This is a genomic window from Pseudomonas bananamidigenes (assembly GCF_001679645.1).
In the GTDB taxonomy this organism is placed as follows: domain Bacteria; phylum Pseudomonadota; class Gammaproteobacteria; order Pseudomonadales; family Pseudomonadaceae; genus Aquipseudomonas; species Aquipseudomonas bananamidigenes.
Genome location: NZ_LRUN01000076.1, coordinates 20,582 through 33,247, shown reverse-complemented (window position 1 = coordinate 33,247; position 12,666 = coordinate 20,582). Strand labels below are relative to the sequence as shown.

General features: G+C 61.9%; 11 protein-coding genes and 1 pseudogene. 4 read left to right on the top strand and 8 right to left on the bottom strand.

Translation table 11 applies throughout. The features are described from left to right. Positions 1-131: 131 nt before the first annotated feature. From BBF94_RS23540 to BBF94_RS23525, 4 genes are read right to left on the bottom strand one after another with little or no spacing between them, the layout of a single operon-like run. A complete protein-coding gene (locus BBF94_RS23540) occupies positions 132-1,496 on the bottom strand; it encodes a heavy metal sensor histidine kinase (protein ID WP_065261357.1) in 1,365 nt (454 codons plus the stop codon). Next, positions 1,486-2,163, bottom strand: coding sequence for a heavy metal response regulator transcription factor (locus tag BBF94_RS23535; protein ID WP_065261356.1), 678 nt, complete (start codon positions 2,161-2,163; stop codon positions 1,486-1,488). The genes BBF94_RS23540 and BBF94_RS23535 overlap by 11 nt, the downstream gene beginning before the upstream one ends. Positions 2,164-2,171: 8 nt before the next feature. Beyond that, positions 2,172-5,273, bottom strand: a complete 3,102-nt coding sequence (locus tag BBF94_RS23530) for a multidrug efflux RND transporter permease subunit (RefSeq protein ID WP_065261355.1) — start codon at positions 5,271-5,273, stop codon at positions 2,172-2,174. Beyond that, positions 5,270-6,430: an efflux RND transporter periplasmic adaptor subunit gene (locus BBF94_RS23525; protein WP_065261354.1), complete on the bottom strand. Its 1,161-nt coding sequence runs from the start codon at positions 6,428-6,430 to the stop codon at positions 5,270-5,272. Before BBF94_RS23525 ends, BBF94_RS23530 begins: the two co-directional genes overlap by 4 nt. Positions 6,431-7,401: 971 nt before the next feature. On the opposite strand from BBF94_RS23525, the gene BBF94_RS23520 reads away from it, so the two are divergent. The 4 genes and pseudogenes from BBF94_RS23520 to BBF94_RS23510 all read left to right on the top strand — a co-directional run bounded on the left by BBF94_RS23520 (position 7,402) and on the right by BBF94_RS23510 (position 9,863). After that, positions 7,402-7,761, top strand: coding sequence for a DUF6124 family protein (locus tag BBF94_RS23520; RefSeq protein WP_065261353.1), 360 nt, complete (start codon positions 7,402-7,404; stop codon positions 7,759-7,761). Positions 7,762-7,895: 134 nt separating this feature from the next. After that, entirely contained in the window at positions 7,896-8,123 is a 228-nt protein-coding gene (locus tag BBF94_RS23515; RefSeq protein ID WP_065261352.1) for a hypothetical protein, read from the top strand. 150 nt (positions 8,124-8,273) lie between these two features. Beyond that, a pseudogene (locus BBF94_RS28555) lies at positions 8,274-8,555 on the top strand (PAS domain-containing protein); the annotation flags it as partial. Positions 8,556-8,798: 243 nt separating this feature from the next. Beyond that, on the top strand, positions 8,799-9,863 hold the full coding sequence (locus tag BBF94_RS23510; RefSeq protein WP_455430440.1) for a methyl-accepting chemotaxis protein: 1,065 nt from the start codon (positions 8,799-8,801) through the stop codon (positions 9,861-9,863). A 114-nt stretch (positions 9,864-9,977) separates the two neighbouring features. Here the strand turns inward: BBF94_RS23510 and BBF94_RS23505 are convergent, their stop codons facing one another. From BBF94_RS23505 to BBF94_RS23490, 4 genes are all read right to left on the bottom strand, one after another. Then, positions 9,978-10,727: a YkgJ family cysteine cluster protein gene (locus BBF94_RS23505; protein WP_065261350.1), complete on the bottom strand. Its 750-nt coding sequence runs from the start codon at positions 10,725-10,727 to the stop codon at positions 9,978-9,980. Between the two features lie 88 nt (positions 10,728-10,815). After that, on the bottom strand, positions 10,816-11,133 hold the full coding sequence (locus BBF94_RS23500; protein WP_065261349.1) for a hypothetical protein: 318 nt from the start codon (positions 11,131-11,133) through the stop codon (positions 10,816-10,818). A gap of 61 nt (positions 11,134-11,194) precedes the next feature. Next, a complete protein-coding gene (locus tag BBF94_RS23495; RefSeq protein ID WP_065261348.1) occupies positions 11,195-11,653 on the bottom strand; it encodes a GNAT family N-acetyltransferase in 459 nt (152 codons plus the stop codon). Between the two features lie 27 nt (positions 11,654-11,680). Beyond that, positions 11,681-12,583 (bottom strand): chemotaxis protein CheV, encoded by a 903-nt coding sequence (locus tag BBF94_RS23490; RefSeq protein WP_065261347.1) that lies wholly within the window; start codon positions 12,581-12,583, stop codon positions 11,681-11,683. Positions 12,584-12,666 lie beyond the last annotated feature (83 nt).

Sequence of the window (12,666 nt, the reverse complement as noted above, 5' to 3'; positions counted from 1 at the left end):
GGGGGAAAGGGAGCCGATTGCGGGCGTTTCAGAATCAGAGTTCGGCTGGATTTTTCGGGTCGGCGTAACTCGAAAGAACAACGCGGTCAGTTCCCTCTCCCTCCGGGAGAGGGTTAGGGTGAGGGGGCTTTTCAGACCGGGAGGTGGATTCCGAAGGTGTTCATGCCGCGATCACTGCGCACAAACACATCGCCGCCATGCATCAGCGCGATCGCCTTGACGATCGCCAGCCCCAGGCCGTGGTTGTTGCCGCTGTTGCTGCGCGAGGCATCGACCCGGTAGAAGCGCTCGAACAGCCGTGGCAAGTGCTCGCTGGCAATCGGCGCACCGGGATTGGCCACGCCGATGCTGACCTGATGCTCCTCGACCGTGATCTGCACTTCGATGATCTGGCCCGGCGCGGTGTGTTGCACGGCGTTGCTCAACAGATTGATCAATGCCCGGCGCAGATGGGCGATCTCGATCTGCACCTGGGCGTCGCCGCTCACGTGAACCTGAACCTGTGCGTCTTCGAGGATAAAGTCGAGGTATTCGAGCGTGGTCGCTACTTCGTCGGCCAGAGACGTCGACGTCAGTTTGGTGGCCTTGCTGCCCTGATCGGCACTGGCCAGAAACAGCATGTCATTGATGATCGAGCGCAGGCGTTCCAGCTCTTCGAGGTTGGATTGCAGCACTTCGAAATAGTGTTCGGCGGAGCGCCCGCGAGTGAGGGCGACCTGGGTCTGGCCGATCAGGTTGGTCAGCGGCGAGCGCAGCTCATGGGCCACGTCGGCGTTGAACGATTCCAGCCGTGAATACGCCTGTTCGACCCGCTCCAGCGTCGAGTTGAACGAGTCGACAAACTGTTCCAGTTCCGGCGGCAGCGGCGACAGACGCAAGCGCCCGGCCCGCAGTGGCGGCGCCAGGCGCTGGGCCTCCTGGGACAGTTTGATCAATGGTTTCAGGCCGATCCGCGCGACCCAATAACCCAAGGCCGATGCCAGCAACACGCCAACGATCGCCAGGCCGATCAAGGCGATCAGCAGTTTGTGCTGGGTCTGGTGAAAGGTTTCGGTATCAATGCCGATCATGAAGCGCAGGGGCGGGCGCTGATCCTTGGCCGGCAGTTCGGTCAGCAGCACTTTCAGCGGGTCATCATGACCGGGCAGTGGCAGGTCGCGCATGCCCAAGGGGCCTTGGGCAAAGGCGCGGATCAAGGCATCCGGCCGGCCATACTCATAACCCGGATCGCCGCTCACCACCCAGAAATGGATGCGTTTGTCTTCCTCGCCGAGCAGGTTCAGCTTGGCGTTGATCTTCACCCAGTGCTCAGGCGTGCCGAAGCGGTTGAGTGCCGACTCGAGCACGCTGTAACGCGCATCCAGCTCGGCTTCCGGCAACAGCCCCAGGCCCTTGTCCACCTGTTGATACAGCGCACCGCCGATCAACAGAAACACCAGCAACGCCACCAGCGTGAACATCCCGCTCAGGCGCAGCGCTATTGAATTACTGGACACCACGGCTCTCCAGCACATACCCCATGCCACGGATGGTGTGCAGCAGTTTCTCGTCGAACGGCCCGTCGAGCTTGGCCCGCAGACGTTTGATCGCGACTTCGACCACATTGGCGTCGCTGTCGAAATTGATGTCCCAGACCATTTCCGCAATCGCGGTTTTCGACAGGATTTCACCCTGACGCCGGGCCAGCACGCTGAGCAGCGAAAACTCTTTCGCCGTCAGATCCAGCCGGGTGCCGGCCCGGGTGGCCTTGCGGCTGATCAGGTCGATCCACAGGTCGGCGATGCTCACTTGCACCGGTTCATGGCCACCGCTGCGCCGGGTCAGCGCTTGCAGCCGTGCCACCAGTTCGAGGAAGGAAAACGGTTTGCCGAGGTAATCGTCGGCGCCATCGCGCAAACCCCGGATCCGGTCTTCGACCCGTTCGCGGGCGGTGAGCATGATCACCGGCGTCTGCTTGCGCGCACGCAAGGCACGCAATACGCCGAAACCGTCGAGGCCCGGCAGCATCACGTCGAGGACAATCACCGCGTAATCGCTTTCCAGCGCCAGGTGCAGGCCCTCGACGCCGTCGCGGGCCAGGTCCACGATGTAACCCTGCTCCGTCAGGCCACGGTGCAGATAGTCCGCGGTTTTCTCTTCGTCTTCGATAATCAGGACGCGCATGACCCGCCTCAGTCTGTCGTTGCCAGCGCCGCGACGGGCGATGGTTTGGGCTTGTGGAACAGCCGCTCGAGCCACAAGTATATGACCGGTGTGGTGAACAGCGTCAGCATCTGGCTCACCAGCAAGCCGCCCACGACTGCAATCCCCAGCGGCTGGCGCAGTTCGGCGCCGGTGCCGTAGCCGAGCATCAGCGGCAGGGCGCCGAGCAGGGCGGCGAGGGTGGTCATGATGATCGGTCGGAACCGCGTCAGGCACGCCTCGAAAATCGCATCCTGCGGCGCGAGTCCACGCTGACGCTGGGCTTCCAGGGCGAAGTCGATCATCAGGATGCCGTTCTTCTTGACGATACCGATCAACAACACCAGCCCGATCAGCGCCATGATCGAAAAGTCCTGGCCGCAGATCCACAGCATGATCACAGCGCCAAGGCCTGCCGCCGGCAAGGTCGAGATGATCGTCAGCGGATGGACGAAGCTCTCATAGAGCACACCGAGAATGATGTACACCGCCACCAGCGCCGCGAGAATCAGCCATGGTTGACTCTTCAGCGAACTTTGGAACGCCTGCGCCGCACCCTGGAAGTTGCCGCTGATTGCGGTCGGCATGCCGATCTCGGCCTTGGCCTGGTTGAGCAGAATGACCGCGTCGCCCAGTGCCACGCCGGGCGCCAGGTTGAACGACAGGTTGGCAGCCGGGAACATGCCGTCGTGAGCGATGGACAAGGGGCCGATGGTCGGTGCATCGAACCGTGCCAGCGCCGACAGCGGCACCATTTCCCCGCTCAACGGCGAGCGCAGGTAGAAGTAATTGAGACTTTCGGCCTTGCCGCGTTGTGCGGTGTCCAGTTCCAGAATCACGTTGTACTGATTGACCTGGGTCTGGAACTCGTTGATCTGCCGTTGACCGAAGGCGTCGTACAACGCCTCGTCGACATCGCTGGCGGTCAGGCCGAAACGCGCAGCGGCACTGCGGTCGATGCTGATGTGGGTGATACTGCCGCCCAGTTGCAGGTCGTTGGAAATGTCGCGGAATGCCGGAATGCTGCGCAGTTTCTCGGTCAGCTTCTGGGTCCAGGTGGCCAGCGTCGGCCCGTCGTTGCTCTTGAGTACGTATTGATACTGCGCACGGCTCGGGCCGGAGCTGAGGTTGATGTCCTGACCGGCGCGCAGGTAAAGCACGATGCCGGGCACTTTCATCAGTTGCGGCCGGATGCGGTCGATGAACTGACTGGCCGAAACGTCGCGTTCGCCGCGGGGCTTCAAGGCAATCCAGAAGCGACCATTGGCGATGGTCTGGTTACTGCCGGACACGCCCACCGAATGGGAAAACGCCTGCACGGCCGGGTCGGCAGCGACGATTTCCGCCATCGCCAGGTGCTTTTTCACCATGTCGCTGTAGGAAATGTCCGCAGCGGCTTCGGTGGTGCCGAGAACGAAACCGGTGTCCTGCACCGGGAAAAAACCCTTGGGGATAAAAATATAGCCGCCGATCGCCATCGCCACGGAGACACCGAACACCGCGATCATCAGTTTCTGGTGGGCAAGGGCCCGGCGCAGGCCTTTTTCATACCAGCCGAGCAGGCGTTCGCTGAAGCCCGGTTTATCGTGGGCGTGATGCACCGGTTTGCGCATGAACAGCGCGGCGAGGGTTGGCGCCAGCGTCAGCGACACCACCACGGAAATCAGGATGGTCGAGGTGGCTGTCAGGGCGAATTCCTTGAACAGACGCCCGACCACGCCGCCCATGAACAGCAGCGGTATGAACGCCGCCACCAGCGAGAAACTGATCGACACCACGGTGAAGCCGATCTCGCCGGCACCCTTGACCGCCGCTTCACGCATGCTGTCGCCGGCCTCCAGATGGCGGTGAATGTTTTCCACCACCACGATCGCATCGTCGACCACGAAACCGACCGCCACGACGATGGCCACCAGCGTCAGGTTGTTCAGGCTGAAACCGAGCAGGTACATCAAGGCGAAACTGGCGGTCAGCGACACACCGAGCACCGCTGACACAATCATCGTCGCCGACAGCTGGCGCAGGAACAGCGCCATCACCGCCACCACCAGCAGGATCGCGATCAGCAGGGTGATCTCCACTTCATGCAGCGAGGCGCGGATGGTCTGGGTGCGGTCGATCAGCACCTTGACCTGCACCGAGGCCGGCAGCATGGCTTCGAGGCCGGGCAGGGCGGCCTGGATGCGATCCACGGTCTCGACAATGTTGGCCCCCGGCTGGCGGGAGATCACCAGATTCACCCCCGGTCGGTCGCCGGCCCAGGCCTGCACGTAGGCATCTTCCGAACCGTTGACGACTTTCGCGACATCCTTGAGGTGAACCGGGGCGCCGTCCTTGTAGGAAACGATGAGCTGGCTGTACTCCTCGGGGTGGAACAACTGGTCATTGGTCGACAGCGTGGAAATGCTCGATTCGCCATACAGCGCACCTTTGGCGAGGTTGAGGCTGGTCTGTTGGATGGCCAGACGAATGTCGGCGAGGGTCAGGCCGATGGCCGCCAGTTTGTCCGCTGAAGCCTGGACGCGAATCGCCGGACGCTGCTGACCGGTGATGTTGATCTGGCCTACACCGTCGATCTGACTGATCTGACGGGCCAGCAGGGTTTCCACCAGGTCACTGAGTTCGGTGCCGGGCATCTGCGTGGAACTGACGCTGAGGATCAGCACCGGACTGTCGGCCGGGTTGACCTTCTTCCAGGTCGGCAGGGTCGGCATGTCTTTCGGCAGTTTGCCGGCGGCGGTGTTGATTGCGGCCTGCACTTCCTGGGCGGCGGTGTCGATGCTCTTGTCGAGGGTGAATTGCAGCGTCAGCAGAGTGGAGCCCAGCGCACTGCTGGACGTCATCTGGGTCATGCCGGGAATGGCGCTGAATTGCACCTCCAGCGGCGTGGCCACGGAGGACGCCATGGTGTCCGGGCTGGCGCCGGGCAGTTGGGCGGAGACCTGGATCGTCGGAAATTCCGCTTCCGGCAACGGCGCAATCGGCAGACGCGGGAAGGCAATCACCCCGACCAGCACCAGGGCGATGGTCAGCAGAATCGTCGCCACCGGATGATCGATGCACCAGGTCGAAACGCCGTTGTGCTGTTTCATGGCCTGGACTCCGCTTGCACCACCTGCGGCGGCTCAGTCATGACCTGCACGGTGGAGCCAGGTTTGAGCCGCGATTGGCCATCGCTGACCAGTACGTCGCCGGGATTCACGCCCTTGATGATGTCCTGGCCGCTGCCTTGATAGACCATCTGCACTTGCACGGCTTCAACCTTGTCACCGCTGACCCGGTACACGAAGTGTTGATCCAGGCCCCGCTGTACGACGGTGGGCGGAACGACCAAGGCATTTTTATCCAGTGTCGTCTGAATCTTTACCGTCACCAGCAGGCCGGGCCAGAGCTTCTGGTCGGGGTTGGCGAATTCGGCCTTGGCGCGGATGGTGCCGGTGTTGGCGTTGATCTGGTTGTCGATCAGGGTCAGGTGCCCCTCGCCGAGCAGGTTGGCGGTTTCGCCATCGGTGTCGGCGCCGATGTAGGCCTTGACCTGGGCGCGTTGCGGATCGCTGATCAGGCCTTGCAGGGTCGGCAGCATTTGCTGAGGCAGGGAAAACTCGACGGCGATCGGGTCGATCTGGGTCACGGTGAACAGACCCTGAGTGTCGCTCATGCGCAGGAAGTTGCCTTCGTCGACCGTACGAATCCCGACGCGACCGGTGACCGGGGAGCGAATCTGGGTGTAGGAAAGCTGTACCTGCGCCGCGTCAATCGACGCCTGATTGCCCTGGGCGGTGGCCTTGAGCTGGTTGACCAATGCCTGTTGCTGGTCGTAGGTCTGCTTCGAGACGCCGTCGTCGACGCTGAGCAGTTTGTAGCGCTTGAGGTTGACCAGCGCCACTTGCAGCTGCGCCTGGCTTTCCCCCAGTTGTGCACGGGCCTGGTCGAGACTGGCGCGGATCGAGCGGTCGTCGATGGTGGCGAGCAGGTCGCCCTGTTTGACCAGTTGACCTTCCTTGACGAACAGCTTGGTGAGGATGCCGTCGATCTGTGGGCGCACCACCACGCTGTGCAGCGAGAGGACCGAGCCGATGCCGCTGGTATAGCGGGGGACGTCTTTTTCGCTGACGGTGACGATCCTGACCGGGATCGCCGTCGGGGCGGCGAGTCTGGCCGGTGCAGGTTTGATTGCATACCACAGGCCGGCGGCTGCGAGGCCGATCAGCAGGGTGGCAAGCAGGGCCTTGTTCTTCTGGATTTGCATGCTTGTGGGGCGCCGGGGGGACGGGGTTTGGGCAGGTTGGTTCTTTATAAACTTGTTTGGGGGTCAGGAGGGTGACGGCTAACTGACGGCGCTGTCAGTTTTGGCTTTTGACTTGGCGGCCTATGGGCCGACCATGTTGTGGGTGTTCTTTGTGAATATCCGTTTCTTCGGGTGTTGCGGCTGGCGGTTCCGCTCTTACAGCGGCTCACTTTTCCAAACGCCGAAAAGTAACCAAAAGGCTTGGCCCCTGCGTTCGGCACCTCGCTGTGGCTCGGTGTTCCTTCGCTCCGGGATTCATCCGGGGGCATCGCCTACGGTTTGCTTCGCTGCACCTCCTCTCGATGTATGCGGCTTCGCCGCACGGTCGCTGCGCTCCCACCCCCCGGATAAATCCCTCCACTCAGCCTTCCGATGGGGCCGGCACGTCAAAAGCGGTACTCGAGCTAACGCTCATCGTGTTGAGTGGTGAGAAGCCAAAGCCAAAGCCAAAGCCAAAGCCAAAGCCAAAGCCAAAGCCAAAGCATAGGCAGGATGTGTGCTTTTTAAACCCGAGTTCACCACGGTATGTCACGTCGGAGCAGCCCTCCCAAACAACACGGTCAGTCCCCTCTCCCTCCGGGAGAGGGCTAGGGTGAGGGCAGCTCTTGAAGTTGTTTAAATTTCAACAACAACTCCGGACCCTTCCCACAACGTTTTCAGGTTGTCCGTCGGAAGCACGCTCTCTAGTCTTTGGCTGTCGCAGAAAACTCTGTGATCGGGTGTGAGAACCCTTGGGAACTGTTAATCCATCATCAGTACCACCATAATTGCCGCCGGCTTATCTGCTGCTTGCGATGTTTTATGGCGGCTGTGTGCGGGCGGACTTCGGTCCGGCCGGATCTGTTCCTACCGGTTTCTCACTCCGCACATAGCTGCCACCACTTCGTCGCGTGAGAAACGACGAGTGCTGGCTATTGAACAGGAACATTTCAATGACGAAGCCCGTACCCGATCCACCCTACGAATCCCCCACCCCTCTCGAAGAGGCCATGCGCGCCGAAGACCTCGCCCGTAACCGCGAAGCCATCAAACGCGCCCTCGACTATTACCTTTGCCCGAAGCCCTCGAAACCACGCCCGAGCACGATGTACATGGTCACTCCCAACGTCGATACCGAAAGTCTGTTGGTCAATGCCTGCGAATCCCTGGCCTCGGCCAGTACCATCGCCAGCAATTTCGCCAATGAACTCAGCGGCCCGCAGCGCAGTACGGCGCTCGGGATCCAGCAGATCATCATGCTGGCCGAGCTGGCGGTGAACAGGGCGCTGGACCGGGTTGATCCGCAGACGTGATCCGTTAGTCGAGCAGTTCCAAAAAGGGACCGGTCGTACCCTTTTCGGGACTCTTTAAAGTCCCCGCGCGCAGGTATACTGCGCGCCTTCGCGGCTCACCCACCGGGCCGGACTTTTTGCTTCCCGGAGCTTTCATGACTTCCCCAATCGACAACGCCGTGAGCGATGTCCCGGCAGAGCTGGCCGAAGCCGGCGAATCCAAGCCGACCATTCCTGCGTTCAAGTTTCCGTTCAAGCCGGGTGAACTGGCCGCCGCCAAAGCCGCCAGACAGCCGCAGTTCAAGGGCAAGGGCGGTGATCGTCACGCCAAGACCCCGGGTGTGGCCCCGTCGGGTACTCGCCGTTCGATGGGCAAGCGCTGACTCCCTTCCTTTCTGCAGCCATCGTCTGTGATTTTCGGTCACAGTGATGGCTAAATGCTCAGTTGCTGAGCCAGATCAACGTTCAGTCAATTAGTGCGCTTAGAGTCAGCAGCCCTGCCGACTCTTTCCAATAAAACGAGCGCGCTTTCCATGAAGATCAATCTCCCGGTGACCGGGCGCAATGTCGAGGTTGCGCCGGATGCGAACATTCTCTCGACCACCGATCTGACCAGCGCGATCACCTACGCCAACGACGACTTCATCAAGATCAGCGGTTACAGCCGTGACGAGCTGTTGGGCACGCCGCATAACCTGTTGCGCCATCCGGACATGCCGGCTCAGGCGTTTGCCCATATGTGGCAGACGATCAAGCGCGGTCGGTCGTGGATGGGCCTGGTGAAGAATCGTTGCAAGAACGGTGATCACTACTGGGTCAGTGCCTATGTCACGCCGGTCACGCAGAACGGTGCGGCGGTGGAGTTTCAGTCGGTGCGTACGCGCCCGGATGCCCGGCAGATCGCTGCGGCGGAACGGGCCTACGCGCAATTGCGCGAGGGGCGGGTGTCGCGTTGGAGGCGGCTGCCGGTGTCGGGGTTGCGGGCGCGGATCGTGGCGTTGACCAGTGCGGTGCTGGCGCTGGTGCTGGGGATTGAAGCCTGGCTGCGACCGGAGTCCATGGGTATCGAAGCCACTGCGTGGGTCGCCGGCAGTGGAGCGTGCGCGCTGGGTGTGGGTTGGTTGCTGCGTCCGCTGGAGCGGCTGACCGAACGGGCGCAGCTGATTGCCGACAACCCGTTGAGCCAGGGCATTTATACCGGGCGGCGGGATCAGTTCGGGCAGATCGAGTTTGCGTTGCAGATGCTCGAAGCCCAGGTTGGCGCGGTGGTCGGGCGGATCGGCGATGCGTCGCAACGGCTGGCCGGGCATGCGGCGCAACTGGTCGATCATCTGCACAGCAGTCACACCAGCACCCTGGCGCAGCAGGCGGAAACCGATCAGGTGGCGGCGGCGATTCATCAGATGGCGGCCAGTGTGGCCGAGGTCGCCAGCCATGCGCAGCAGGCGTCGGTGGCGGCGGATATGGCGGGGACGGAAACCCGCGAGGGTCATCTGTTGGTTGGCGAAAGTCGCAGTGCGGTGTTGAGACTGGCTGAGGAGTTGGGCCGGGCGACCGAGGTGATTCATCAACTGGAAGGCCACAGCAGCGAGATCTCCGGGGTGTTGGAGGTGATCCGCAGCATCGCCGAGCAGACCAACCTGCTGGCGCTCAACGCCGCAATCGAAGCGGCCCGGGCCGGGGATGCCGGGCGTGGGTTTGCGGTGGTGGCCGATGAAGTGCGGGGGCTGGCCCAGCGCACCCAGCAGTCGACCAACGAGATTCAGCGGATGATCAGCACCCTGCAGAACGGCGCGCGGGATGCGGTGCTGGTGATGCAGCAGAGCAGCGAACATGTGGATAACAGCGTCGAACAGGCCCAGCGTGCGGCCCGGGCACTGGACGGGATCAGCGGGCGAGTCGAGCAGATCACCGAGATGAGCCTGCAGATTGCCGCAGCGGTTGAAGAACAGAGTGCGGTGAGCGAGGACATCAACCGCAACATCGTCAGCATTCGCACGGCGTGTGAGCTGACGGTGGATGAGGGGCGCCAGAGCCAGCTCAACTCACAGGACGTGGCCGGGCTGGCGGGGGATCTGCGCTCGCTGGCGCAGGAGTTCTGGGGGCGGCGGCTTCGGGATTGAGGTTGCCTGGGCCGGCCTCTTCGCGAGCAGGCTCGCTCCCACAGAGGATTGCATTTCAAATGTGGGAGCGAGCCTGCTCGCGAAGGGGCCATTAGCCTTGGCGAAAACTCCGGATCAAGCCGCCCGCAACGAAATAAACGCATACGTCTGCGGCGGTTCGGTCACCACCTGTGCGCCTGTCGCCCGCACCTGCCCGGCCACATCATCACCGGACAGATGAAACAGCCATTCACTGGATATTTCGCTCAATGGCTGCGCGGTGACCTGATCGATCACCGAGGCAAACACGCCCATGTCCGGCAGATACGCGGTAAACCCGTCGCCCTTCAGTGCCGTGGTGCGGATGCCCAGTTGTCCGCAGATCGCATCCTTGATCCGGATGTCGTCGCGATCCGCCTGGCGCGAACGCTGGATCAGCGTCACCAGTTCCTGATCCACCAGTTCGCCACCGACGATCAGCTCCGGCCCCTGTTCCCACGATTCTGGCGGGCAATCCTTGGCGACAGGGTTCAGCGCAATATGCGGATTGATTTCGGCGGGATAGATGCGACACACCAGCGGCCGGCGTTCATAGATGCGGCACCGCTTGTCTTCGTCAAGATTCCGGCAGGGGCCGACGTTGTAGGCGGCGAAGGTGATCGCCACATGGGCGTCGGACGTTCCGCTGCGTACCGCCGCCGAGCGACGTTCCGCATGCTCACGCTGTTGCAGCGGCAGGCCCAGGCCGTTGCCGAGAAACGCCTCCACCAGCACGATCACCTGACCGCCGTCGGCCGCCCACATGCGGGTTTCGGCGAGGGTCAGGGGTACATGGTGATCGGTGCAGCACTTGCCGCAACCTACGCAGGAAAAGGTCGTATTCATTGAGCGGGCAATCTTCAATCAGGGGTGTGAGTCGGCGACATAAAGCCGCCGTACAGGCCCGGAGTGAAGCAAGTTGTGCGCCATTCGTTCAGGGTCTGGCGGCCGGGCGGATCGAGTCCCATTCGGTGACGTACGCGGTTTTCGACTTCTTGTTGTACAGGCACAGTTCGGTGCCTTGCTGGCCCTTCATGTGTTTTTGCGGGTACTGGCCTTGCAGCAACAGCGCGGTGTAGCCCACGCGGTCATCGAATTGTGCCGCAGTGCCAACCGGTTTGGCGTCTTTCAGGCCGCTGGCCCTGGTGCAACCGGCGAGTACGGTTTTGTCGTAGGCGGCCCAGGCGTCGGGGCTGGAGGCGTGGGCAACTGGAGCGATGAGGCACAGCACGGAGAGGGCGAGGCGTTTCATGGTCGGGGCTTCCCTGGAGGTTAATCGCCAGAGTTTGAGTATGTCGCAGGATTTTAGTTTGTCAGTCCGACACCAATTCCCGGCGGACCACATACATTCCGGACTTTTCATACAAATGCCGGGCCCGCAGGTTGTCCTCCAGCACCTTCAGATCGACAAAGCCTTCGCGCCGATCCTGAAACGCCTTGAAGGCGTGAAGCAATAATGCTTGACCCAGTCCGCGACCCTGCACCCGAGGATGCACCACCAGGTTCTTGATATATGAACTGGTCCAGCATTGCGCCACGCCGATGACGCCTTCGGCATTGCTGGCGATGAAGCACAGTGCCGGATCGTACTCCGGATCGTTTTCAAACTGCTGTTGCCAGACGTCCAGCACCGGTACCCGACCGCCACCTTCGCGGTAACCGACTTGCATCAGTTCATGCACGGCGGCCGCCTGTTCGCGGCTGTACGTGGTGAGTTCGATGCCTTGCGGCCACTCGATGGCCGGCACGTCCTGGCTCAGGTCGCGCCGCATCAGAAAGCAGAACGTTTCGCTCAAGATTCAGTAGCCCTGAGCGGCGACGTGTTTGGCCGCTTCGATCAGGCAGTGGGTCAACTCCGGCGAGGAGAACTTGGTCAGCACGCCGTTGGCCCCGGCGAGGCGGGCTTTTTCGCTGTTCATCGCGCTGTCCAGCGAGGTGTGCAACAGCACATAAAGGTGGGCGAAGTCCGGGGTTTCGCGCAGGGTCCGGGTGAAGGCATAGCCGTCCATTTCGGACATTTCGATGTCGGAGACAATCAGGTTGATCTGCTGCGCCGTGCCTTGCAGGTCCAGCAGGCAGTCGATGGCCTCCTTGGCACTGCGAGCGGTGTGGCATTCCAGGCCGAGGTTGCGCAAGGTGTGCACCGATTGTTGCAACGCCACCTGGCTGTCGTCGACCACCAGAATCCGCGCGTTGCCCAGCACTTCGGCGTCTTCCATGCTCAACTCGGTCGGGGCCATGTCGATTTGCGCTGGCGCGATGCCGTGGATGACTTTCTCGATGTCCAGCACTTGCACCAGCGTGCCGTCTACCGAGGTCACGCCGGTGATGTAGGCGCGGGAACCGCCAGAGCCGAACGGCGGCGGTTTGATGTCGGTGGTCAGGCAATGCACGATCTTGCTCACTGCCTGCACGTGCAGGCCCTGCTTCGAACGGCTGACATCGGTGACGATCAGGCAGCCGCCGTTCGGGTCTTCCAGCGGTCGTTCGCCGATGGCCCGGCTCAGGTCGATCACCGACAGGGAGTTGCCGCGCAGGGTGGCGATCCCTTTGACGTGGGGGTGCGACTCCGGCAGCTTGGTCAGTGGCGGGCAGGGGATGATTTCACTGACCTTCAGCAGGTTGATCGCCATCAGCTTGCCGCTGCGCAAGGTAAACAGCAGAAGCGAAAGTGAATCTGCGCGGGCTTTGTTGGAAGACATAAAAACCTTCTGCGAAAAAAGGTGATGGGCGAGGGTGAAAATCGCCAGAAACGAGTGATGCCGGGTTATCGGCGTCAAAGGGT